General features: G+C 72.0%; 22 protein-coding genes and 1 pseudogene. 15 read left to right on the top strand and 8 right to left on the bottom strand.

Translation table 11 applies throughout. The features are described 5' to 3' along the window. Positions 1-165: 165 nt before the first annotated feature. Entirely contained in the window at positions 166-870 is a 705-nt protein-coding gene (locus ACFC8N_RS31475) for an SDR family oxidoreductase (RefSeq protein WP_376291693.1), read from the bottom strand. A gap of 172 nt (positions 871-1042) precedes the next feature. Here ACFC8N_RS31475 and ACFC8N_RS31470 point away from each other — a divergent pair, with 172 nt between their 5' ends. Beyond that, on the top strand, positions 1043-2182 hold the full coding sequence (locus tag ACFC8N_RS31470) for a (4Fe-4S)-binding protein (protein ID WP_356033271.1): 1140 nt from the start codon (positions 1043-1045) through the stop codon (positions 2180-2182). Between the two features lie 273 nt (positions 2183-2455). Here ACFC8N_RS31470 and ACFC8N_RS31465 read toward each other — a convergent pair. Next, positions 2456-2998, bottom strand: a pseudogene (locus ACFC8N_RS31465) (ABC transporter ATP-binding protein); the annotation flags it as partial. A gap of 110 nt (positions 2999-3108) precedes the next feature. On the opposite strand from ACFC8N_RS31465, the gene ACFC8N_RS31460 reads away from it, so the two are divergent. Then, the gene (locus tag ACFC8N_RS31460) at positions 3109-3909 is read left to right on the top strand and encodes an SAM-dependent methyltransferase (RefSeq protein ID WP_376291690.1); all 801 of its coding nucleotides are present in this window, start codon (positions 3109-3111) and stop codon (positions 3907-3909) included. A 623-nt stretch (positions 3910-4532) separates the two neighbouring features. After that, on the top strand, positions 4533-6011 hold the full coding sequence (locus tag ACFC8N_RS31455; RefSeq protein ID WP_356033265.1) for a glutamate-cysteine ligase family protein: 1479 nt from the start codon (positions 4533-4535) through the stop codon (positions 6009-6011). Positions 6012-6017: 6 nt separating this feature from the next. On the opposite strand, the gene ACFC8N_RS31450 is transcribed toward ACFC8N_RS31455, so the two are convergent. From ACFC8N_RS31450 to ACFC8N_RS31440, 3 genes are all read right to left on the bottom strand, one after another. Beyond that, positions 6018-7391, bottom strand: coding sequence for a S41 family peptidase (locus ACFC8N_RS31450; protein ID WP_376291688.1), 1374 nt, complete (start codon positions 7389-7391; stop codon positions 6018-6020). 113 nt (positions 7392-7504) lie between these two features. Further along, the gene (locus ACFC8N_RS31445) at positions 7505-7921 is read right to left on the bottom strand and encodes a nuclear transport factor 2 family protein (protein ID WP_376291686.1); all 417 of its coding nucleotides are present in this window, start codon (positions 7919-7921) and stop codon (positions 7505-7507) included. 52 nt (positions 7922-7973) lie between these two features. After that, complete coding sequence (locus ACFC8N_RS31440) at positions 7974-8339, bottom strand: helix-turn-helix domain-containing protein (RefSeq protein ID WP_356033257.1); 366 nt, start codon at positions 8337-8339, stop codon at positions 7974-7976. A 130-nt stretch (positions 8340-8469) separates the two neighbouring features. Here ACFC8N_RS31440 and ACFC8N_RS31435 point away from each other — a divergent pair, with 130 nt between their 5' ends. The 3 genes from ACFC8N_RS31435 to ACFC8N_RS31425 all read left to right on the top strand — a co-directional run bounded on the left by ACFC8N_RS31435 (position 8470) and on the right by ACFC8N_RS31425 (position 11009). Continuing rightward, on the top strand, positions 8470-9120 hold the full coding sequence (locus ACFC8N_RS31435; RefSeq protein ID WP_356033254.1) for an NAD(P)H-dependent oxidoreductase: 651 nt from the start codon (positions 8470-8472) through the stop codon (positions 9118-9120). Between the two features lie 435 nt (positions 9121-9555). Further along, complete coding sequence (locus tag ACFC8N_RS31430) at positions 9556-10350, top strand: thioesterase family protein (RefSeq protein WP_376291683.1); 795 nt, start codon at positions 9556-9558, stop codon at positions 10348-10350. A gap of 56 nt (positions 10351-10406) precedes the next feature. Continuing rightward, complete coding sequence (locus ACFC8N_RS31425; RefSeq protein WP_356033250.1) at positions 10407-11009, top strand: flavin reductase family protein; 603 nt, start codon at positions 10407-10409, stop codon at positions 11007-11009. 9 nt (positions 11010-11018) lie between these two features. On the opposite strand, the gene ACFC8N_RS31420 is transcribed toward ACFC8N_RS31425, so the two are convergent. Beyond that, entirely contained in the window at positions 11019-11780 is a 762-nt protein-coding gene (locus ACFC8N_RS31420; protein WP_376291680.1) for a cache domain-containing protein, read from the bottom strand. A gap of 37 nt (positions 11781-11817) precedes the next feature. Then, complete coding sequence (locus ACFC8N_RS31415) at positions 11818-12567, bottom strand: FadR/GntR family transcriptional regulator (RefSeq protein ID WP_376292010.1); 750 nt, start codon at positions 12565-12567, stop codon at positions 11818-11820. A gap of 100 nt (positions 12568-12667) precedes the next feature. Between ACFC8N_RS31415 and ACFC8N_RS31410 the strand changes: the two genes are divergently transcribed. The 8 genes from ACFC8N_RS31410 to ACFC8N_RS31375 all read left to right on the top strand — a co-directional run bounded on the left by ACFC8N_RS31410 (position 12668) and on the right by ACFC8N_RS31375 (position 20812). Next, a complete protein-coding gene (locus tag ACFC8N_RS31410) occupies positions 12668-13699 on the top strand; it encodes an ABC transporter ATP-binding protein (RefSeq protein ID WP_376291677.1) in 1032 nt (343 codons plus the stop codon). 34 nt (positions 13700-13733) lie between these two features. Further along, positions 13734-14930 carry an ABC transporter substrate-binding protein gene (locus ACFC8N_RS31405; RefSeq protein ID WP_376291675.1) on the top strand — a complete coding sequence of 399 codons (1197 nt, stop codon included), beginning with the start codon at positions 13734-13736 and terminating at the stop codon, positions 14928-14930. Positions 14931-14933: 3 nt separating this feature from the next. Further along, positions 14934-15827: an ABC transporter permease gene (locus ACFC8N_RS31400; RefSeq protein ID WP_356033239.1), complete on the top strand. Its 894-nt coding sequence runs from the start codon at positions 14934-14936 to the stop codon at positions 15825-15827. 25 nt (positions 15828-15852) lie between these two features. Then, positions 15853-16668, top strand: a complete 816-nt coding sequence (locus tag ACFC8N_RS31395) for an ABC transporter permease (RefSeq protein WP_356033236.1) — start codon at positions 15853-15855, stop codon at positions 16666-16668. A gap of 39 nt (positions 16669-16707) precedes the next feature. Then, positions 16708-17373: a maleylpyruvate isomerase N-terminal domain-containing protein gene (locus tag ACFC8N_RS31390; RefSeq protein WP_376291673.1), complete on the top strand. Its 666-nt coding sequence runs from the start codon at positions 16708-16710 to the stop codon at positions 17371-17373. A 74-nt stretch (positions 17374-17447) separates the two neighbouring features. Further along, complete coding sequence (locus tag ACFC8N_RS31385; RefSeq protein ID WP_356033231.1) at positions 17448-17729, top strand: hypothetical protein; 282 nt, start codon at positions 17448-17450, stop codon at positions 17727-17729. A gap of 217 nt (positions 17730-17946) precedes the next feature. After that, positions 17947-19698 (top strand): carbohydrate binding domain-containing protein, encoded by a 1752-nt coding sequence (locus ACFC8N_RS31380; protein WP_376291671.1) that lies wholly within the window; start codon positions 17947-17949, stop codon positions 19696-19698. A gap of 232 nt (positions 19699-19930) precedes the next feature. Then, positions 19931-20812, top strand: coding sequence for a DMT family transporter (locus ACFC8N_RS31375; protein ID WP_362822451.1), 882 nt, complete (start codon positions 19931-19933; stop codon positions 20810-20812). Positions 20813-20845: 33 nt separating this feature from the next. On the opposite strand, the gene ACFC8N_RS31370 is transcribed toward ACFC8N_RS31375, so the two are convergent. Then, the gene (locus ACFC8N_RS31370) at positions 20846-21451 is read right to left on the bottom strand and encodes a TetR/AcrR family transcriptional regulator (RefSeq protein ID WP_376291669.1); all 606 of its coding nucleotides are present in this window, start codon (positions 21449-21451) and stop codon (positions 20846-20848) included. 83 nt (positions 21452-21534) lie between these two features. Here ACFC8N_RS31370 and ACFC8N_RS31365 point away from each other — a divergent pair, with 83 nt between their 5' ends. Next, positions 21535-22356, top strand: coding sequence for an SDR family oxidoreductase (locus ACFC8N_RS31365; protein WP_376291666.1), 822 nt, complete (start codon positions 21535-21537; stop codon positions 22354-22356). Positions 22357-22444 lie beyond the last annotated feature (88 nt).

Genomic DNA, 22444 nt, shown 5'->3' with positions numbered 1-22444 from the left:
GCGTGTCCGGGGACGGGGCGGGCCTGCTCCATCGGTACGAGCGTGATCGTACCGATGGACGTACGGCGACCCGAGGGGCGTACGGCGACCGGCCCGGCGGACTCGAACGCCCCCGCCCGCACTCCACGACGCCGTCCGGGCCGAGGGTGTGCCGACGGCGTGCGGTCAGCCGGCCAACTGCGGGTACAGCGCCGCCAGGTCGCCGGAGAGGCCCGCCTTCACGTTCCGGGTGAGCTCGTCGGCCAGCACTTCGTACGCCCCGGTCTCGACGCCGTCGAGCGCGAGGGAGGCGACGTCGTGCGGTGTGGACTTGGGGGCGTCCACGGCCGCGGCCATGTCGGTGTCGATGTAGCCGACGTGCAGCCCCGTCACCCCGATGCCACGTGAACTCAGCTCAAGGCGCAGGGAGTTGGTCTGGGACCAGAAGGCGGCCTTGGTGGCGCTGTAGGAGCCGGCGAGCCCGAGCCAGGAGAGCACGGAGTGCACGTTGAGGAGGTGTCCGCCGCCATTGCGCTCCAGGACCGGGACGAAGGCCCGGGTGACCAGCAGCGGGCCGTAGAAGTTGGTCTCGAACTCCCGCCGTACGACATCGATTTCAGCGTCGAGGAAGGAGTGCGCGCCGAACGAGACACCCGCGTTGTTGATCAGGACCGTGACGTCCTGCGCCTGCGCGGCGGCCGCCGCGACGGAGGCCGGGTCGGTGACCTCCAGGGCGAGCGGAACGGCGTCCGGGTGGGTCACGGTGCGCGGGTCCCGGGCCGTGGCGTACACCTTGGCGGCTCCGCGCGCGTACAGCTCCTCCACCAGCGCCTTGCCCAGGCCCCGGCTGCCGCCGGTGACCAGGGCGACGGAGTTCTTGATCGCGGTCATGTCGTCTCCAGAGGAAGTCACACGTGGAAACCGATCGGTTTCCCATCGGTCGCTCCCCACGGTAAACCGATCGGTTTCCAACTTCAAGTGCGCACCGAAACCACCCCCCTCGCCGCCCCGTCCACTACCCTTCCAGTGAGTTTGATTTTCCAACCCACCAGGAGGAGGCCGCATGAGCGAGCAGCGCAGGGCAGAGGGAGCGGGGAGCCGGAAGCTGCCCGCCCGCCTGGCCGCCCACCCGTCCGTACGGGCCGTACTGGCATCCCGCGCGAACGCCGCTCCGGCACCCGCGCCACCGGTGATCGACGCGGACTGGCTGCGCGCGCTCTGCTTGGAGGCCGGTGCGGACGACGCCGCGGCGGTGAGCCTGGACCACCCCGACCTCGCCGGGGAGCGGGACCATGTCCTGGCCGCCCTGCCGGGCACGCGCGCGCTGGTCTCGCTCATGGTCCGGATGAACCGTGACAACACCCGCTCACCCGCGCGCAGCGTGGCCAACCAGGAGTTCCACCAGACCGACGAACAGGTCAACGCCGCCGCCCGCAGGGTGGTCCGGGCCCTGGAGGACGCCGGCCACCGCGCGCTCAATCCGTCCGCCGGGTTCCCACAGGAGATGGAGCGTTTCCCCGGCCGTATCTGGGTCGTCGCGCACAAGACGGTCGCCGTGGCCGCGGGCCTGGGCGTCATGGGGCTGCACCGCAATGTCATCCACCCCCGGTTCGGCAACTTCGTGCTGCTCGCGACCGTGCTCGTGGACGCCCCGGTCAGCGCGTACGGCCGGCCGCTGGACTACAGCCCCTGCGTGGACTGCAAGTTGTGCGTCGCGGCCTGTCCGATCGGCGCCATCGGCAAGGACGGCTCGTTCGACGCCCTGGCCTGCACGACCCACAACTACCGGGAGTTCATGAGCGGCTTCACCGACTGGGTGCAGACCGTGGCCGACAGCGCGGACGCGGCCGACTTCCGCTCGCGGGTGACCGACCCGGAGAACGCCTCGATGTGGCAGAGTCTCGCGTTCAAGCCGAGCTACAAGTCCGGCTACTGCCTGGCCGTGTGCCCCGCCGGCGAGGACGTGCTGGGCCCGTACCTCGACGACCGCAAGGCCTATCTGGAGACCGTTCTGCGCCCGCTCCAGGACAAGACGGAGACCCTCTACGTCCTGCCGGGCTCCGACGCCCAGCGGTACGCCGAGCGCCGCTTCCCGCACAAGCCGGTCAAGGAGGTCTCCGGCGGCTGGCGGCCCCCCGCCGGGCGCCGTCCCGTCGAGCGGCGCGCCGACGGGGAGCGCCCGGAGTCCCCCGGCCCGCGCTGAGCACCACCACCCGCCGGGCAGCCCTCGTCACCCGGGCGGCCCGTCTCCGCTGGCCGTCGCGCGTCCGGTGGCGGAGGGTCTGAACAAGATCGGTGGGTCGATGCCTCGTCCGACCGGTCGCCGAGTCGCCCCTCCCTGTCCGTGACGACGTGCCGAGGCGGGCCGACCCACCGGGGGGCGGGGAGCGATCAATCCATGCGCTCGGGTAGTTCCCCGCCCTCTCCCACCATCCCGGGATCCACACGGCCCCTCCCGGGATCCACACGACACCCCCTATCCGCCGCGCCGCAGGAAGCGAATCACCGGGTGCCCGTCCGCGGTGGTGACCGCGGCGTCGACGCCGTAGACCCGCTTGATCAGACCGGTGGTCAGGACGTCGCCGGGCGGGCCCTCGGCGACCGCCCGGCCGCCGTGCAGCACGAGCAGCCGGTCGCAGTACATCGCGGCGAGGTTGAGGTCGTGCAGGGCGATCACCGTGGTGACCGGCAGGCTCGCGACGAGGTCCAGCAGATCGAGCTGGTGCTGGATGTCGAGGTGGTGGGGCGGCTCGTCCAGAAGCAGTCCGCGGGGTTCCTGGGCCAGGGCGCGCGCGATCCGGGTGCGCTGGCGTTCGCCGCCGGACAGGGTGTGCCAGGACTGCCCCGCGCCGTCGGTGAGACGCGTGCGGTCCAGCGCCTCGGTGACGGCCCGCGTGTCCGCGGGACCGGCGGCCGCCCAGGCGCGGCGGTGCGGGATCCGGCCGAGGGCGACGACGTCGCGGACGGTCAGCTCGGTCTGGGTGTGCGCGTGCTGCTCGACGGTGGCGACGCGCCGGGCACAGCCGTCGGCGGGCGGAACTGTGGGCACGAGCGGGGTAGTTGATATGGGAAGCTTTGGCCAATCGTTCACGGGACCAAGGCCGTGACGGTCGGGGAGAGGAGCCCACTGTGACTCAGGACGGCGGCCAGGCCGTGCACATCGACACCAGCAAGCCGCATCCCGCGCGCATCTACGACTACCTCCTGGGCGGCAAGGACAACTACGAGGTGGACCAGCAGGCGGGCGACCAGCTCGCCGCGGCGGCGCCCGAGGTGTGGATCTCCGTGCGCGCCAACCGCGCCTTCCTGCACCGTGCGGTGCGCTACGTCGTCGACAGCGGTGTCCGCCAGATCCTGGACATCGGCACCGGCCTGCCCACCTCCCCGAACGTGCACGAGGTCGCCCAGGAGCTGGCGCCGGACGTGCGCGTCGCCTACGTCGACAACGACCCGATCGTGAAGGCGCACGCCGACGCGCTGCTCAGCCGGGCCGGCACGACCAGCATCGTGCTCGCCGACCTGCGCGATCCGCAGTCCGTCATCGATCATCCGGAGGTCCGCCGGATCATCGACTTCGGCCGGCCGGTCGCCCTGTTCCTCGTCGCCATCCTCCACTTCATCCGTGACGCGGACGAGCCCGAGCGGATCGTGGCCACCCTGCGCGACGCGCTGCCGGCCGGGAGCTTCCTCGTCCTCTCGCACGCGACGGGCGACTTCGCCGACGACCGCAGCGACGCCGAGGCCGTCTACAACGGCGCCACCGCCACCATGAACCTGCGCTCCCGCGACCAGGTCGAGCGGTTCTTCGACGGCCTCGAACTGGTCGAACCCGGCCTGACCCAGGTCCCGTTCTGGCGCCCGGACACCACCCCGCCGGCCGGCTCCGAGGAGATCGGCTTCTACGGCGCCGTGGCCCGGAAGAACGCCTGAGCACGGCGTGTCCGGCGCAGGGCCGAGCCCGTGCCGGACACACGCACGGTCGCCGGGCGGGCCCCGCGTTCGGCGTCCCGCCCGGTGCACGGGTGGTGCGGGTGCCGTACCTCGGCGCCGGCGCATGTGTGGCCGGCCCCTTCGAGGAGGCTGCCGTCGGCCTGCCACGCGAGGCGAGGAGACCTGCGCCGCTCTCGTGCGCGACCGGTGCCCGACGGGTGTCGTGGACGAGACGGCGGGAGTGCCGGTGCGGTGGGGGCTCGGTCCGAGGGCGGCCGCGTTCGGCTTCGGCCGGCACTGTTCGCCCCGCCCGTTCGCTCATACCGGAGGCAGTGCCTGCGCGGTCCCGGCGGCCCCCGACGCCGGGGTGAGGATCGCGGCGCACGGCAACGGCAACGCCCCGGTCACCGAACGTGCCCGTCGCGACCACGCACGGTGCACGCCGGGATGCACGTACCTCGGGCCGGCCGCACCCGGGGGACGGGCGGCGCCCGCCTGGCGCCGGGCCTCGGCCACATGTGAGCACCGCCCGTCGTAGGGGGGTCCGCCCGCTTGGTGGGTGCCGTCCGATGGTGCGACGCTGGGTGGAGAGGTGACCGACCCCGGGGAGTCCTGGAGGGCCGATGGGACGTGACGTCCCGGCGCTCGTCTTCACCCGCGAGGACCGCCGCCGGTACCGGATCAAGATGCACGGGTGCCTCGACGCGCTGGCGCAGATGCTGCGCGAGCAGCGGTTCGAGTCCGAGCGGCCCCAGGTGGGCCTGGAGATAGAGCTGAACCTGGTGGGCGACGACGCAGAGCCGGCGATGCGCAACAGCGATGTGCTCCAGGCCGTCTCCGACCCCGCCTGGTCCACCGAACTGGGCCGCTTCAACCTGGAGATCAACGTCCCGCCCCGGCGGCTGACGGCGGGCGGCCCCGACGCGTGGGAGGCCGAGATCCGCGCCGCGCTGAACCACGCCGACGAGCGGGCCCGCACGGTCGGCACCCGGCTGATCATGATCGGGATCCTGCCCACGCTGCGCCAGGAGGACATCGGCGAGGGCGCCCTGTCGGAGAACCCCCGCTACCGCCTGCTCAACGACCAGATCTTCGCGGCCCGGGGCGAGGACCTGCGCATCGAGGTGGACGGCGCCGACCGGCTGCGGACCTACGCGGACACGATCACCCCGGAGGCGGCCTGCACCAGCACCCAGTTCCATCTCCAGGTCTCCCCGGAGGAGTTCGCCGCCTACTGGAACGCCGCGCAGGCGATCGCCGGCGTCCAGGTGGCGCTCGCGGCCAACTCCCCCTTCCTGTTCGGCAAGGAGCTGTGGCACGAGACCCGTATCCCGCTGTTCGAGCAGGCCACGGACACCCGCCCGGAGGAGATCAAGGTGCAGGGCGTACGGCCCCGGGTGTGGTTCGGGGAGCGGTGGATCAACAGCGTCTTCGACCTGTTCGAGGAGAACCTGCGCTACTTCCCGGCCCTCCTCCCGCTGTGCGACGAACAGGATCCGGCCGAGACCCTGGACCGGGGTGACGTCCCCGAGCTCGGTGAACTCACCCTGCACAACGGCACGATCTACCGCTGGAACCGCCCGGTGTACGCCGTCACGCACGACGTGCCGCACATCCGGGTGGAGAACCGGGTGCTGCCGGCCGGCCCGACCGTCGCCGACACACTCGCCAACGGCGCCTTCTACTACGGTCTCACCCGGGCCCTGACCGAGGAGGACCGGCCGGTGTGGTCGCGGATGTCGTTCGCGGCGGCCGAGGACAATCTGCACACCGCCGCCCGGCACGGCATCGAGGCCCTGCTGTACTGGCCCGGGATGGGCGAAGTCCCGGTGCCGGAACTGGTGTTGCGCCGGCTGCTGCCGCTGGCGCACCGGGGGCTCGCGCTCTCCGGCATGGACGAGGCGTGGCGCGAGCCGCTGCTCGGCATCATCGAGCAGCGCTGTGTGACCGCGCGCAACGGCGCGGTGTGGCAGAAGGAGACGGTCCACCACCTCGACGCCACCACGCACACCAGCCGCCACGAGACACTGCGCCGGATGACCCAGCTCTACATCGACTACATGCACCTCAACGCTCCGGTGCACACCTGGCCGGTGGACTGATCCGGCTCAGCCGCGGCCGCTCAGCAGATTGACGGCCCGGTCGAAGGCCGAGTCCCGGTTCTTGGCGAACTCCTCCTTGGTGAAGACCGGTTCGGTCAGCTGCGGCGGAATGCCGGTGCCGTCGAAGGTGCGCCCGGTGCGGGTCAGGTACTCCTCGTCGGGCAGGCCGAAGACGAGCCCGTCGGGCAGGTTGCGCATCAGGACGTCAGAGAACACGCCCTGGGTGGGCTGTCCGATGCGCACGGTCCGTGCGGGCCGGTCGATGAGCGCCTGGGTGAAGGTCTCTCCGGCGCTGACCGTGGAGCCGCCGGTGAGGAGGGCGACCGGGCCGGTGTAGCGGGGCGCGTCGGCGGGGACGACGGACACGGGTTCGGGCCGGGTGTGCCGGTCGGGGTCGGCCGGGTCGTTGCGGGCGCGCTTGGCGTACGCGGTGTAGGGCGTGTCCGTCAGCCGCCGGGCGATCCGGATGCCGAGGCTGTCGGCCCCGCCGCCGTTGACACGCAGATCGATGACGAGCCCCTTGAGCCGCTTCGTCCGACGGGCGTCGAGCACGGTGTTCAACGCCCGGTCCAGTTCGGCCTGTTCGGCGGTGTACGGCGCGTTCTCGCCGGCGTATCCGCCGAAGCCGGAGATGCGCAGATAGCCGAGGTCGCCCGGCAGGTCGGCGTAGGTGATCCGGCCGGCGCCGAAGTCCTGGCGGTGGGCGGCGTCCTTGAGATCGCGGGCGACGATGAAATTCTTGACCTTCGCGTCGAGTTCCTCGCTCGGAATGTCGGTGCCGGGGCGCACCTCGGCGAACCGACGGTGGCCGTCGATGACGCCGACATGGGCGTCGTACAGCGGGCGCACCATCCGGCTGAGGATGGTGAAGAGCTGGTCCTTGGTGGTGTCCCGGTGGACCAGCGGCCGGTAGCGGTCGCGTACGGCGTGCCAGTCGATGCCCTTGGCGGCGAAGAACGGGTAGTTCTCCTCGAAGGTCTGCCAGAAGACGTCGAAGGCGGTGCGCGGGTCGGGGGACGCCGGGCGTGCGCAGTCGGCGGGCAGGGCGGGCAGGCGGCGCAGCTGCCGGTGTCCCACCGAGCTGTCGGCGGCGAACAGCGCGTGATTGCGGTCGCGCTGGATCCGTACGGTCAGCACCGAGCCGTCGGCCGTGAGGTAGGTGCCCGGTCCGGTCCGCCGCGAGGTGTCGCCCTTGAGACAGCTGACGGACGTCGTCTGATACTCCTGGAGCACTCCCCCGCCGGCGACGAGGACGGTGCCGTAGCCGTCGACACGCCACACGCCGTCGGTGCCGGGCGGGCCGGCCTGGGCGGCGGCCGCGGCCGGTACGGCTGTGGCGGCGAGGGCCAGGACGGCGACGGTGGCCGTGAGGGTACGCACGATGGGTTCCTTCCGGTTCGGTGCACGCCGGCCTCCACCGTCGCCGCACCGCCCCTTGCCGCACCATCCGGTGTCCCGGTGCACCGGCACGGGGGACAGCCCCCGTACGCGCCTCACCCGGACCGGTGCACGCCGTTCAGGGGGACGCGCCGCGCGGTCAGTGTGCGGTGGCTGATCCGCCAGCCGTCGGGGGTGCGGACGAGGAAGTCGTCGTAGGTGAGGGAACCGCAGGTGCCGTCCGCCCGGACGCCGAGCCCCTTGGAGCGGGCGCGGACCCGGCCGTCCGGCTCCTCCCGCACGACGATGTTGGTGACGTGATGGGCGACGGGGTTGCCGTCCCCGAGCGCCAGCGCCGCCTGTCGGAGAGCGGCCAGGCCCACCAGCGGGTCCTGGCCGAAGTCGGACATGTCGTAGACGACGTCCGGGGTGAACAGCTCGCCCAGGCGGTCGAGCTGTCCGTCGTCCACGAGGTGACCGTGCAGCGCGATCAACTCCCCGATGGCGACCCGGTCTTCGAGCTCCAGCGTCATGTGCTTCCCCCTCGGCCGACTCCTGCGCGGATGCCCTGGTCGGGTGCTCCCGCTACGCCGCGCCCGGACACGGCGGCGCGTCCGGCAGATGGGTCTTGGCCCAGTCTCCCAGTTGCCGCAGCGCGGGCTCCAGGGCGGCACCCGCCTCGGTCAGGCGGTAGGAGACCCGCAGCGGCGGGCCCTCGTCGACCTCACGCACGACGAGACCGGCGGCGCCGAGTTCGGCGAGCCGGTCGGACAGCATGCGTTCGCTGATGCCGGGGACGGCCCGGCGCAGGTCCGCGAAGTGTGCGGGCTGCTCCACCAGGACGGAGACGATGGGACCGCTCCAGCGCTTTCCCAGCAGCTGGAAGACACGGGTGATGCTGTCGTCCACCCGCTTGCACATCTCACTGCCGTGGTTCTGCTCCGCCGCCATGTGATCAGGGTACTACTCCACCGTAGGGAGGTGAAAAAAAGTAAGCCCCTGTGCTATTCATAGTTAGGTACGAAACTTCAGCCCGGGACGTCCGTGCCGGGCTGCCTTGATCAGTTTCCTGGAGTTCCCCATGGCCACTCTGCTGCACATCGACTCGTCCCTGTTCCCGGCCGAGATCTCGTCCTCCCGCGCCGTGACCGCGGCCTTCCGCAAGCACTGGGAGGAGCAGCACCCCGAGGGCACGGTCGTCTACCGCGACCTGAACGCGCAGCCCGTCCCGCACATCACCGCCGCCTCGCACACCGCCGGCTTCGTGGACCCCGCCGCCCACACGCCCGAGCAGGCCGCCGCCTTCGCCGAGCGCGTCCGGCTGATCGAGGAGCTGGAGCAGGCGGACGCGGTGCTGATCGGCGCGCCGATGTACAACTTCACGGTCCCCTCGACCCTGAAGGCCTGGCTGGACAACGTGATCCTGATGGGCCGCACGGCGGGCGAGACCCAGTCCGCCAAGGGCACCCCGGTGACCGTCGTCGCGAGCCGCGGCGGCTCGTACGAGCCGGGCACCCCGCGCGAGGACTTCGAGTACGTGCGCAACTACCTCGGTGCCGCCCTCGGCGCGGGCCTCGGTCTGGACGTCGACTTCATCGTCCCGGAGCTGACGATGGCCCCGCAGAACCCGGCGATGGCCGAGCTGGTCCCGCTGTACGAGGCCTCCCGCGACCGCGCCCTGGAGCAGGCCGCCGCGAAGGCCGGACAGCTCGTGGAGCGCCTGGCCGCCTGAGCCCGCCCCCTCCGACCCGGGTACCGCCGACGAGGGCGGGCCCGGGTCGACGTGTGTGCGTGCGCGAAGACCGTGCCGGACGGAGCGACGTCGACCGCGGTGCCCGCCAGGACGGTCAGCCGCGCGTCGCGGCGCCGCAGGTGCACGCCGACGGTGACGGTGAGCGCCGCGAGCGGGGCCGGTACGGCGGTGCGGGTGACCGGCAGGTCGCGCAGATCGCCCCGCCGGTCACGGACGGTACGGGACCGAGGCCGGCGGTACGGCGGCGGCGACCAGGCCATGAGCAGGACCTCGAAGGTCCGCCGCGGACGGGGACGCGTCACGGCCGGCGGCAGGAGACCAGTCGATGCCAACGACCGTACGACGTCGCAGGATGTACCGTGCACGTACCTGCTCGACGCCCCGTGATCATGGACACCCGAGGAGAGTCACCCGTTGTCCGCGAGCTACTTCGAACGCATCGACCCGCAGCACTACAAGCCCACGGCACACGCGAGCGGTGCGTGGGACACCGACGAGATGCACTTCAGCCCGCTCGCCGGGCTCGTCGTCCACGCGATCGACGGGTATCTCGCCGAGCGGCCGCGGCAGGGCTCGCTGCTGGTCTCCCGGATCAGCTTCGACATCCTGGGGCGGCTCGCGCTGGACGAGTGCGAGATCCGGGTGGAGTCGATCCGGCCCGGCCGCACCATCGAACTGCTCGAAGCGGTCGTGGACATCGCGGGACGGACGGCCGTACGGGCCCGCGCCTGGCTGCTGGCCGAGGGGGACACCCGTGCCGTGGCCGGCGGCGGTGACGCCCGCCTCACCCCGCCGCCGGACGCGATCGCCGCGCGGTCGCTGGGCTCCGTCTGGCCCGGCGGACACTGCGCGTCCGTCGACTTCCGGCCGCTCGCTCCCGCGGAGCCGGGCCGCGCCACGGCCTGGATCTCCACACACCTCGACCTCGTCGCCGACGAACCGAGCAGCCCGCTCGCGTCCTACGTCGCCCTGATCGACACCGCCAACGGCATCGCCGTACGACGCTCGCCGACCGAGTGGATGTTCCCCAACGTCGACCTGACGATCCACCTCCACCGCCGACCGGAGGGCCGCTGGGTCGGGTTGGACACCACGGTCGTCTTCGGCCCGACCGGCCAGGGCCTGACCAGCTCCGTCCTGCACGACCTGACGGGCCCGGTCGGCCAGGCCCAGCAGACCCTCACCGTGCGCCCGCTGCCTGGCGCGTGACCCTCCACCGCGCGGGCGGCCCCCGAGGCCCTGATCGGATGACATACGGTGCTGTCATGCGCGTCGACTACTCGCCCGAGTCCCTGGGGGCCGGGGCGTTCTACCGTCTGCTCACGTCCGTCGTCGTGCCCCGGCCGATCGCCTGGGTCTCGACCCTCGCGCCGGACGGCGAGACGGCGAACCTGGCTCCGCACTCGTTCTTCACCGTCGCCTGCACCGATCCGCCCGTCGTCCAGTTCACCGCGGTCGGCCGCAAGGACTCGCTGCGCAACGTCGAGGACACCGGGGAGTTCGTCGTCAACCTCGCCCCCGAACCGCTCCTCGCCGAGATCAACGCCACCGCGACCGAATTCCCCCGGGACCAGGGCGAGTTCGAGGCCGTGGGCATCGAGCGGGAGCCCTCGCTGCGGGTGCGGCCGCCGCGGGTCGCCGCGTCCCCGGTCGCCCTGGAGTGCACGCTGCACTCGACGCTGCGCCTCGGGAACTCGACGGTGGTGTTCGGCCGGGTCGTGCACGCCGCCGTCCGCGAGGACGTGCTGGTGGACGGCCGGCCGGACATCGGCCGTCTGCGTCCCCTCGCCCGCCTGGGCGGGAACGAGTGGGCCACCGTCGGCGAGGTCCACGAACTGGCCCGCGTGCCGTACCGGGGGCGTGCCTGACCGTCCGCCTCAGGCCAGCACCAGCACCAGGGGCACGCCCGCGCACGGCACGAGGCCGAGGCCGTCGTGCGTGCCGGGGCGTGCCGTGCCGAGCAGGTCCCCGAAGCGCGGGCCCCGGGTGAGGGAGCCGGCCAGACGGGCCGGGTCGGCGGAGGCGGCCACCCGGCCCCGCGCGTTCACCAGATGCGCGGGCCGGGGCAGGCTCCGCAGCAGCGGCAGGACGGCCGCCTCGAAGTGCCGCAGATACACGTCGGCGGCGGCCACTCCGGCGAACCGGCCCTGGACGAGGACCGGTTCGGACAGCGTGAGGCTGTACTCGTCGGAGCAGAGGTAGTCGACGTAGGGTCCGGCGACGGCCCGGCGCCCGGTGTCCCGGGGCAGCGCGAACCAGTCCCAGTGGGTGTAGTCGGTGTACGCCGACTGCCCGGAGTCGAGGTCGAGGTGGAGCGGGCGCACCGCGCCGTCGGCGCCCGACTGCCACCACTCCAGCCAGGCGGGTACGTCGCCGAGCAGGCCGGGCGCCGCGACGAAGCCGGCGCCGGAGACCAGGTCCTCGTGGGTCAGCTGCCGGTGCAGTCCGGGGCGCAGGGCGGCGAGGTCGGCGCTGGCGGGCCGCCGTTCCTCGGCGGTCGCCCGGCGCAGCAGGTCCTCGGTCTCGGCGCGGATCGCGGCGACCGTGTCGAAGACGGCCTCCAGCGCGCCGCCCACCTGCGCGGCCACCCACGTCTCCGGGTCCGTGTCCAGGGTGGCGAGCGGGGGGCTCCAGCCCATGGTGTCCTCCAGCGGACGGGAACCGGACGCGGCGCGGTCAGAGCCCGAGGCGGACGGCGACGAGCCGCGCCACCGGCTCCCTGACGCACCGCTCGGCCAGCGTGCCGGCCTTTTCGTGGGTCCCATCCTGCACGGCGGAGATCACGGCGCGGTGGCGGTCCGCAACTTCTTCACGAAACGCGTCGTCGGCGAGGACGAGGCAGAGCAGGGCGCCGATCTCGCTCTGGAGGGCGACCTGTTCGCGGGTGAGCCGGGCGGACTGGGCGGCGGCCGCGAGTTCGACGTGGAAGCGGCCGTACAGCCTGCCGCGGGCCGCCGCGTCCCCGCTGCGCGCCAACTCATCGGCGGTACGGCGCAGTTGGCGCAGGTCGTCGGGTTCGGTGCGCTGGGCCGCGAGGCGGGCGGCGGCGCCGGACAGAGCGGCCCAGTGGTCACCGAGGTCGCGCAGTTCCTCGGTGCTCCAACCGCGCAGCCGGGCCTTGAGGCGGTCGTCGGCGGGGACTTCGGGCACGGAGACGAAGCTTCCGCCGCCGCGGCCCCGGCGGGTGGTGACCAGGCCCTGCTGGCGCAGCGCCATGAGAGCCTCACGCAGGGTGACCGTGGAGACGCCGAGCTGTCCGGCCAGTTCGCTCTCGCCGGGCAGTTGCTCGCCGTCGGCGATCAGGCCCAGCTCTATGGCGTCGCCGATGCGGCGCACCACCGCCTCCACGCGAGCCCGGTTGTCCACCGGGCTGAAGACGGCCTTGCGGGCGGCGCCCTCTCTTGCGTCCTGCTTCACGGCCACCACCTCGTGCACTGACTCAAGCTTTACCCTAAGGGGCTCTTGAGCTATGAACTATGACTTCATATGTTTACGCCAACGTTGAGCGAGCCAGAAAGGTTCCCGTATGGAGGGAATGGCGATCCGGCTGCACGACCTGCACAAGTCGTTCGGCGGGACGACCGCCGTGGCCGGGGTCGACCTGGAGATCCGGGACGGGGAGTTCTTCTCCATGCTCGGCCCGTCCGGGTCCGGCAAGACGACGGTGCTCCGGCTCGTCGCCGGCTTCGAGACCCCGGACCGGGGCCGGATCGAACTCGCCGGGCAGGAGGTCACCGGGCTCGCTCCGTTCGAGCGGGACGTGCACACCGTGTTCCAGGACTACGCCCTGTTCCCGCACATGACGGTCGAGCAGAACGTCGCCTACGGCCTGAAGGTCCGCAGGGTGCCCAAGGCGGAACGCCTCGTCCGCGCCCGCAAGGCCCTTGCCGAGGTCCGCCTGGAGGGCTACGGCCAGCGGCGCCCGGACCGGCTCTCCGGCGGCCAGCGCCAGCGCGTCGCGCTCGCCCGCGCCCTGGTCGGCCGGCCCCGGGTGCTGCTGCTCGACGAGCCTCTCGGCGCCCTCGACCTGAAGCTGCGCGAGCAGATGCAGGTGGAACTCAAGGCGCTCCAGCGGGAGGTGGGCATCACGTTCGTCTTCGTCACCCACGACCAGGAGGAGGCGCTGACGATGAGCGACCGCATCGCCGTGTTCGACCAGGGCCGCATCGCCCAGGTCGGCACGCCCGCGGAGATATACGAACGCCCCGCGACCCCTTTCGTCGCCTCCTTCGTCGGCACCTCGAACCTGCTCGACGGCGAGACGGCCCACCGGATCGTCGGCGCACCGGGCACGTACAACATCCGGCCGGAGAAGATCCGCGTGCTGAAGGAGTCCGCCGAGGCCGACGAGCCGGACTCGGCCACGGCCACCGGCACCGTGGCCGACGTCGTCTACCTCGGCGACGCCACCCGCTTCCTGGTCGACCTGGACGGCGGCGGCCGGCTCACCGCGCTCCAGCAGAACCTGGAGACCTCCGCCGAGGACGTCGCCGGCTACCGCGGCACCCGGGTGCGCCTGGCGTGGCACCACCGGCACGCCGTACGGCTGCCCTCCTGACCGCTCCCGTCCCTACGCCTTCCTGGAGATCGTCGTGCGTCTCAACCGCATCCCCCGGGCCGCCGCGGTGGCCGCCACGCTGCTGCTCGCCGCCGCGTGCGGCTCCTCCGGCTCGGGCGGCTCGTCCGCCACGGGACTCAACCCGCCTCACCTCAAGGCCCCGGCGAAGCTCGGCGCGACGGAGGGCCAGGTGAATCTGATCGCCTGGGCCGGGTACGTCGAGGACGGCTCCAACGACCCCAAGGCCGACTGGGTCCACGCCTTCGAGAAGCAGACCGGCTGCCAGGTGCACTCCAAGGTCGCCGCCAGCTCGGACGAGATGGTCAAGCTGATGAAGACCGGCGAGTACGACGCCGTCTCCGCCTCCGGCGACGCCTCCCTGCGCCTGATCGCCTCCGGCGACGCAGCCCCCGTCAACACCGCGCTCGTCCCCAACTACAAGGACGTCTTCGCCGGGTTGAAGAACGGCGCCTGGAACTCGGTGAGGGGCCAGATGTACGGCATCCCGCACGGCCGGGGCGCCAACCTGCTGATGTACAACACCGAGAAGGTCAGGCCCGCGCCCACCTCCTGGTCGGCGGTCTTCGAGGACGCGGCACGCCACAAGGGCCATGTCACCGCCTACGACTCCCCGATCTACATCGCCGACGCGGCCCTCTATCTCAAGGCCACCAAGCCACAGTTGAAGATCCAGGACCCCTACGCGCTCGACCAGAAGCAGTTCGACGCGGCCGTGTCCCTGCTCAAGCAGCAGAACAGAAGCGTCGGCGAGTACTGGAGCGACTATCTGAAGGAGGTCTCCGCGTTCAAGAGCGGTGACTCGGTGGTCGGCACCACCTGGCAGGTGATCGCCAACCTCGCCGCCTCCGAGGGCGCGAAGGTGAAGGCATTCGTGCCGAAGGAGGGGTCGACCGGCTGGTCCGACACCTGGATGGTCTCCAGCAAGGCCAAGCACCCCAACTGCGCCTACAAATGGCTGAACTGGATCGTCTCGCCGAAGGTCAACGCCCAGGTCGCCGAGTACTTCGGGGAGGCCCCGGCGAACTCCAGGTCCTGCGCCGAGACCAGCGACAAGAACTTCTGCACGGTCTACCACGCCGCCGACGAGGGCTACTGGAAGAAGATCGCCTTCTGGAACACACCCATCGCGCAGTGCCTCGACGGCCGCAAGGACGTGAGTTGCGTGCCGTACGACCGGTGGGTGCAGGCCTGGACCGAGATCAAGGGCTGAGCCGTGGCGACCGACGCGGGCACCGCCGCCGGCCGGGGCACCCTCCGGCGGCTCGCCGGAAGCCTGCACCGCAGACCCCGGCTGCGTCTCGCCCTGCTGCTCTGCGCCCCGCTGCTGTGGCTGGCCGTCCTCTACCTCGGCTCGCTGGCGGTGCTGTTCGCCTCCGCGTTCTGGACGACGAACTCCTTCACCTCGCAGGTGGTGCGGGTCTGGACGACGGACAACTTCCACGAGCTGTTCACCACGCCCGTCTTCCGCGAGGTCGTCTGGCGCAGCGTCGGCGTGGCGCTCGCGGTGACCGCCCTGTGCGTGGTGCTCGCCTTCCCGGTCGCCTACTACACGGCGCGCGTGGCGAGGCCCCGGTGGCGGCCACTGCTCGTGGTGGCCATCCTCACCCCGCTGTGGGCGAGTTACCTGGTGAAGGTGTACGCCTGGCGGCTGATCCTCTCCCAGGGCGGCCTCGCCGACTGGCTGCTGGCGCCTTTCGGACTGAGCGGGCCCGGCTTCGGCCTGCCGGCCACGGTCCTGACCCTGACGTACCTGTGGCTGCCGTACATGATCCTGCCGGTCCACACGGCCCTCGCCCAGCTCCCGGCGAGCCTGCTCGACGCGTCGGCCGACCTCGGGGCGCGGGCCGGGCGGACCTTCCGCTCGGTGGTGCTGCCGATGGTGCTGCCGTCGGTCGCGGCGGGCTCGGTGTTCACCTTCTCGCTGAGCCTCGGCGACTACATCACCGTGCAGATCGTCGGCGGCAAGACGCAGCTGATCGGCAATCTCGTGTACTCCAACATCGAGCTCAACCTGCCGATGGCCGCCGCGCTCGGCACCGTCCCCGTCGTCGTGATCGTCCTGTACCTGCTGGCGATCCGCCGCACCGGTGCCCTCAACAGCCTCTGAACCCCCTGCCGGAAGGAAGAGTGCCATGCATCTCGGCCGCACCGCGCGCATCGCCCTGCGCGCCGGCGCCGCGCTCGGTTTCGCGGTGATCTACGTGCCGCTGCTGCTCGTCCTCGTCAACTCCTTCAGCCCCGACCGCAGCGCGAGCTGGCCGCCGCCCGGGCTGACCGGGCACTGGTGGTCGGTGGCCGTGCACAACTCCGGTGCGCGGCAGGCCCTGTGGGTCTCGGTGAAGGCGGGCCTCGGGGCCACCGCGATCGCGCTCGTGCTCGGCACGCTCATCGCGTTCGCCGTGACCCGGCACCGCTTCTTCGGCCGGGACACGGTCTCGTTCGTCGTGGTCCTGCCGATCGCGCTGCCCGGCATCGTCACCGGCATCGCCCTCAACTCGGCCTTCGGCACGGTCCTGCAGCCGCTCGGCGTGGGCCTCGGGCTGTTCACGGTGATCGTCGGCCACGCCACCTTCTGCATCGTGGTCGTCTTCAACAACGTGGCGGCCCGGCTGCGCCGTACGGCGGCCTCGTACGAGGAGGCGGCCATGGACCTCGGCGCGACCAGCTTCCGCGCCTTCGCCGACGTCACCTTCCCGCTGGTCCGCTCCGCGCTGCTGGCGGGCGGGCTGCTCGCGTTCGCGCTGTCCTTCGACGAGATCGTGGTCACCACGTTCACGGCGGGCCCGGGGATCGAGACGCTGCCCATCTGGATCTTCGACAACATGACCCGGCCGCAGCAGGCACCGGTGGTCAACGTGGTGGCGGCCGTCCTCGTCCTGCTGTCCGCGCTCCCGATCTACGTCGCCCAGCGCCTGTCCGGGGACACGGCGACGTCGAGCAGGGTGTGACACCCTGGGCGGCCGGCGGGCAGAAGGACAGGGGGCGTGATGGACACCGGAGCACGGGTGCTGCGCGCGGCGTACGAAGCCGCCGCGGACGTCATCAGGGACCTGGGTGACGAGGAGTCGTGGCGGCCGAGCGGGTGTACCGGCTGGGCGGTCCGCGATCTGGTCTTCCACTGCCTCGGTGACGCCCAGCGCGGGCTGGTGGCCCTGCACACACCGTCGCCGCGCCCGGCGGACCGGGACGCGGTGACGTACTGGCGGGACTGGCGGCCGAACCCCGTCGGGGCGGCGAACGGCCGCCGCTGGGCACGGGTGAGTGCGAGCATGTTCCTGGACTGGGGACAGCTGCGGGGCGTGTACCTGGAGACACTGGCGGCGGCCGTGCACGCCGGGGACGCGGCCGATCCCGACCGGCGTGTGGCGACCCAGGGACATGTGCTGACCGCCGGGGACCTGCTGACCACCCTCGCGGTGGAGGCGACCGTCCACCACCTGGACCTGACCGTCGGCCTCCCGCACGCCCCGGGCCCGGCGCCCGAGGGGCTGGCAGCGGTGCGCGCCACCCTGGACGGTCTGCTGGGCCGGCCCGCGCTCCCGCAGTGGAGCGACGGACACTACGCGCGTGTGGGCACCGGCCGGGCTCCGCTCACCGCGGCGGAGCACGCCGCCCTGGGCCCGGCGGCGGACCGGTTCCCGCTGTTCGGCTGAGACCTGCGGAACCCACTGCCGACACACCGTCAGAGAGCAGACACACAGGCCGGGTTGATGAAAGCGTGCGGGTCATGAACCAGCCGCCCAGCATCAACAGTTACGTCGACCGCGTCACCGCAGGCCCCGGTGGCGCGCTGACCGACGAGGCCGGTGTCCTCACCGGCGAACTGACCGTCGCGACCATCCTGCGGCCCGACGGCCACAGCGCGCGCGTCGCCGTCCAGCCCTTCGACAGCGACAACTGGTACACCCTGAGCGGCAGTCCGGCTCCGGTGCCCGCCGGGCAGCTCGCCGCCTATCACCGGGATCTGCTGGGCCGCATCCGGCGCGGCGGCGGCACCCGGGCCAGCTGAGCGCCGACCCGACGGGATCTCGCGTGACGTGCCGTCAATATCCATATCGGCCCGGACGGTTGACTCCCTCATGAACGTGCAAAAGGCGACCCCCAGCCCTTGACCGAAGTTTTGGTCCAGACCAATCATGGCCTAGACCAATAGCCCGGCCGGGCTGCTCGACCCGTTCGACCGCCCGTCGTTCGATCGACTGTCGTTCGCTATCCGGGAGTACCCGATGACACGTCCGAGATCCGTACGCGCCCTGCTCGTCGGCGTGGCCACCCTGGCCGCCTCCGCGGGGCTGGCCCTGGGGGCCACCGGCACGGCCCAGGCGGCGACCCCGCTGCCCACCCACGTCTTCGCACCCTACTTCGAGGCCTACAACGGCGACAGCCCCGCCGCGCTCGCGCAGGCATCCGGCGCCAAGTACCTGACCATGGCGTTCCTCCAAGCCGACACAAAGGGCTCCTGCACGCCGTACTGGAACGGCGCCACCGGCACCCCGGTCGACGCCTCCGTCTTCGGCTCCGACTTCGCCACCATCCGCTCGCGCGGCGGCGACGTGATCCCCTCGCTCGGCGGCTACGCGGCCGACAACGGCGGCACCGAGATCGCCGACAGCTGTACGAACGTGGACTCCGTCGCCGCGGCCTACGAGAAGATCATCACGACCTACGACGTGTCCCGGCTCGACATGGACGTCGAGGACAACTCGCTGACGAACACCGCCGGCATCGACCGCCGCAACCAGGCCATCAAGAAGGTCCAGGACTGGGCCGCCGCCAACGGGCGCTCGGTGCAGTTCTCGTACACCCTGCCGACCACCACGAGCGGACTCGCCGACAGCGGGCTCGCCGTGCTGCGCAGCGCGAAGAACGCGGGCGCCAGGATCGACGTCGTCAACATCATGACGTTCGACTACTACGACGGCGCCGCCCACCACATGGCGACCGACACCCAGACGGCGGCGAGCGGACTACACGACCAACTCGCCGCGCTGTACCCGAACATGTCGGACAGTCAGCTGTGGAACTCGATCGGCGTCACCGAGATGCCGGGCATCGACGACTACGGCGCGGCCGAGACCTTCACCACCGCCGACGCGACGAGTGTCTACGACTGGGCGGTCGCCAAGGGCATCAACACCCTCTCCTTCTGGGCCCTCCAGCGCGACAACGGCGGCTGCCCCGGCACCGGAGGCTCCGACAGCTGCTCCGGCATCGCCCAGGACACCTGGTACTTCAGCCACACCTTCGCGCCCTTCACCGGCGGTACGACGACCCCGCCGGCCAACGACTTCAACGTCTCCCTCTCCCCCACCACCGCGTCGGTCGACCCCGGCGGCTCGACGACGGCGACCGTGAAGACGTCGGTGACCTCGGGCAGCGCCCAGAGCGTGAACCTGGCCGTGAGCGGCGCGCCGAGCGGAGTGACCGCCTCCCTCAGCCCGGCCTCCGTCACCGCGGGCGGCACCTCCACCCTCAGTGTGCGGACCAGCTCCTCGACGGCACCGGGCACCTACACCCTGACGGTCACCGGCACGGCCGGCTCGGTCTCGCACAGCTCCTCCCTCACCCTGACCGTGAACGGCTCCGGCGGCGGCACGACCGCGCTCGCCAACGCCGACTTCGAGACCGGCTCGCTCGCCCCCTGGACCTGTGACAGCGGCGCGACCGTGGTCGCCTCGCCCGTGCACGGCGGCTCCCACGCCCTGAAGACCGCACCCTCGGCCTCGCAGACCGGCCAGTGCGCGCAGACCCTCACCCTGAAGCCCGACACCTCCTACACGCTGAGCGGCTGGGTCCAGGGCCCGTACGCCTACCTCGGCGTCAGCGGAGGCGCCACGGCCAGCACCTGGGCCTCGCCCTCGTCGTGGTCGAAACTGACCGTCCCGTTCACCACCGGCTCCTCGGGCACGGTCACGGTGTACGTGCACGGCTGGTACGGCCAGGGCGCGGTGTACGCCGACGACCTGAGCGTCGCCTGATCCACCGCGCCCCTCCACGCGGCCCCGCCGGGCACTCACCGGGCGGGGCCGCGTCAACGCCGTCGGCCCCCGACCGCGCCTCCTTCGTCCACGGCAGCTGCCACGTGGTCGGCGGCGGCCGGTCGGTGATCCTGTCCCACGGCCGACCCGGCACACGGGCCGTGCCTTCCGTAGGCTGAAGAGGTCCGAGGCTCCTCCGGGACCGGGAGGTGCCGGCAGGCAGGAGACGGTCGTGATCGTACTGGCCGCGGCGTTCGCCGTCGCGGGAGCGGCGAGCAATGCCGTGGGCACCGCCTTCCAGCGCAAGGCGGCGTCCACGTCCCGCAGGAGCGGGATCCGTCTGCTCGCGGAGCTGGCGCGGCAGCCCTTCTGGGTGATCGGCATGGCCGGTGTGGTCTGCGCCGCGCTGTTCCAGAGCCTCGCCCTGGTCAACGGCCCGCTCGCACTGGTCCAGCCGCTGTTCATCCTGGAGCTGCCGTTCGCGCTGCTGGTCGCCGCCCCGCTGATGCACAAGCGGATGCCGCGCTCGGGCTGGTGGGGCGTGGGCGGCTGTGTGGCGGGCCTCGCGGTCCTGCTGATCGCGGCCGCCCCGCACGGGGCCACGGACCACGCGCCGCTCACCCGCTGGATCCCGGCCCTGTCCGTGTGCGTCGGCGGAATGGCTGCGGCCGTGCTGCTGGCCGGCCGGGGCCACGCGCCGGCCCGGCGCGCCGCGCTGTTCGCGGCCGCCTCCGCGACCGGCAACGCCCTGACCGCCGCGCTGCTGAAGTCGGCCAGCGGCACCTTCGCCGACCACGGCTTCGCGGCCTTCCTGCGCGCCTGGCAGACGTACGGCTTCGCGCTCGCCGGGGTCGCCTCCGTGATCCTGCTGGAGAACGCGCTCCAGGCCGGCCCCCTGGTCGCCGCGCAGCCGGCGCTCACCATCGGTGACGCGATGGTGAGCCTGACGCTCGGCATGACCCTGTTCGACGAGCGGATCCGCCTGGGCTGGTGGCTCGTGCCGGAAGCCTGCGGCGCCCTGCTGATCGTCGCGGGCGTGGTGGTCCTCAGCCGTGCCGTCCAGAACATCACCACGGTGCCGGTGGCCGCGGAGCAACGGCAGACGGCGGCGTGACACCGGTTCCCCGGGGCTGATCGCGCTCGGCCGCTACCGCCCCGCGGCGATCCCGTCGATCCAGGACTGCAGACGCTCCCCCTGGGCCGCCATCAGGCCGGGATCGCGCAGGGTGTTGGTGAGGACGGACATGCCCTGGTAGGCCGCGACGAGTTCGACGGCGAGCGCGGCGGCGTCGGCGCGGCCGAGCTGGGCGAACTGGGACTCCACCCAGTCGAGCAGGGCGCGCATGACCTTCGCGGCGGTGAGGTCCAGTCCGTCGTCGCGCTTGTCCAGTTCGGTGGCGAGGGTGCCGAAGGGGCAGCCGAAGCGGGCGGCGGTCTCGCGCTGGTCGACCCAGCCGGCGACGAGCGCCTTCAGCCGGGCGGCCGGGTCCGGGAGGGCCTCCAACTGCCCTGTCAGGGCGTCGAGTTGGGCGCAGTGGGCGTCCACCGCGGCCTCGACCAGCAGGTCCTTGGTCTTGAAGTAGTAGTAGACGTTGCCGAGCGGCACCTCGGCCACGCGGGCGATGTCGCCGAGCGTGGTCTTCTCCACGCCCTGCTCGTGGAAGACCTGGACGGCCGCCCGCACCAGGCGCTCACGCTTGCCGCCCCGGTCCGGCCGCGCGGCCTTCTCCCTGGCGGAATCTGAGTCAGTCACCTGACTGAGGATAGACAGCGAGCCGGGATCCGGCTAATGTCTCGACTTAGTCAGTCAACTAACTAACTCAGGGGGAACAGACCATGATCGTCGTCACGGGCGCCACGGGGAACGTGGGCCGAGCACTGGTCGCCGAACTGACCGAGGCCGGGGAGACGGTGACGGCCGCCGCACGGCACATCGGTGGCGATGCCGTCCCGCCGGGAGTCCGGGCCGTGTCCGCCGACCTCGGGAAGCCGGAGAGTCTCGCGCCTGCCCTGGACGGCGCGAAGTCCCTGTTCCTGCTGGTGGCGGGCGAGAACCCGGAAGGCCTCCTGCGCACGGCCGCGACAGCCGGGGTGACGAAGGTGGTACTGCTGTCCTCACAGGGCGTGGGCACCCGGCCCGGGGCATACCCGCAGGCGGCGGCCTTCGAGACCGCGGTCGCCGGCTCCGGACTGCCCTTCACCGTCCTGCGCTCGGGCGGCCTCGCCTCCAACGCGCTCGCCTGGGCGGAACCGGTCCGCCGCCACCGTACGGCCGCCGCGCCCTTCGCCGACGTGGCGCTGCCGTTCGTCGACCCGGCCGATGTCGCGGCGGTGGCGGCGGTCGCGTTGCGCGAGGACGGACACACCGGCGAGACCTACACCCTGACCGGCCCGGAACCCCTCACACCGCGACAGCGCGCGGCCGCCCTCGCCGAGGCACTGGGAGAGCCGGTGACCTTCACGGAACAGAGCCCCGAGGAGGCCCGCACGCAGATGCTCGCGTTCATGCCGCCCGCGGTGGCCGACGGCACACTCGCCATCCTCGGCACGCCCACCCCGCAGGAGCGGACACCCACCGGCGACGTGGCCCGCCTGCTCGGCCGCCCGGCGACACCCTTCGCGGCCTGGGCGGCACGCAATGCGGCGGCGTTCCGCTGACGGACCGGCACACCGAGGCGATGGCCTCCCTTTTGCGCGCCACACCGACCCAAATGAACTATTTGTCGGTTTATCAGTTCTATGGTGC

Source organism: Streptomyces sp. NPDC055966 (genome assembly GCF_042269865.1).
GTDB lineage: Bacteria > Actinomycetota > Actinomycetes > Streptomycetales > Streptomycetaceae > Streptomyces.
Note: the sequence above shows the minus strand (reverse complement) of the source record. Positions and strands in the feature narration are given on the sequence as shown.

Excerpts from the sequence above, each read along its gene's own strand:
- ACFC8N_RS31475 (WP_376291693.1), bottom strand. The coding sequence starts at position 870 with ATGACCGCGATCAAGAACTCCGTCGCCCTGGTCACCGGCGGCAGCCGG.
- ACFC8N_RS31470 (WP_356033271.1), top strand. The coding sequence starts at position 1,043 with ATGAGCGAGCAGCGCAGGGCAGAGGGAGCGGGGAGCCGGAAGCTGCCC.
- ACFC8N_RS31455 (WP_356033265.1), top strand. The coding sequence starts at position 4,533 with ATGGGACGTGACGTCCCGGCGCTCGTCTTCACCCGCGAGGACCGCCGC.
- ACFC8N_RS31445 (WP_376291686.1), bottom strand. The coding sequence starts at position 7,921 with ATGACGCTGGAGCTCGAAGACCGGGTCGCCATCGGGGAGTTGATCGCG.
- ACFC8N_RS31440 (WP_356033257.1), bottom strand. The coding sequence starts at position 8,339 with ATGGCGGCGGAGCAGAACCACGGCAGTGAGATGTGCAAGCGGGTGGAC.
- ACFC8N_RS31435 (WP_356033254.1), top strand. The coding sequence starts at position 8,470 with ATGGCCACTCTGCTGCACATCGACTCGTCCCTGTTCCCGGCCGAGATC.
- ACFC8N_RS31425 (WP_356033250.1), top strand. The coding sequence starts at position 10,407 with ATGCGCGTCGACTACTCGCCCGAGTCCCTGGGGGCCGGGGCGTTCTAC.
- ACFC8N_RS31420 (WP_376291680.1), bottom strand. The coding sequence starts at position 11,780 with ATGGGCTGGAGCCCCCCGCTCGCCACCCTGGACACGGACCCGGAGACG.
- ACFC8N_RS31410 (WP_376291677.1), top strand. The coding sequence starts at position 12,668 with ATGGAGGGAATGGCGATCCGGCTGCACGACCTGCACAAGTCGTTCGGC.
- ACFC8N_RS31395 (WP_356033236.1), top strand. The coding sequence starts at position 15,853 with ATGCATCTCGGCCGCACCGCGCGCATCGCCCTGCGCGCCGGCGCCGCG.
- ACFC8N_RS31390 (WP_376291673.1), top strand. The coding sequence starts at position 16,708 with ATGGACACCGGAGCACGGGTGCTGCGCGCGGCGTACGAAGCCGCCGCG.
- ACFC8N_RS31385 (WP_356033231.1), top strand. The coding sequence starts at position 17,448 with ATGAACCAGCCGCCCAGCATCAACAGTTACGTCGACCGCGTCACCGCA.
- ACFC8N_RS31380 (WP_376291671.1), top strand. The coding sequence starts at position 17,947 with ATGACACGTCCGAGATCCGTACGCGCCCTGCTCGTCGGCGTGGCCACC.
- ACFC8N_RS31365 (WP_376291666.1), top strand. The coding sequence starts at position 21,535 with ATGATCGTCGTCACGGGCGCCACGGGGAACGTGGGCCGAGCACTGGTC.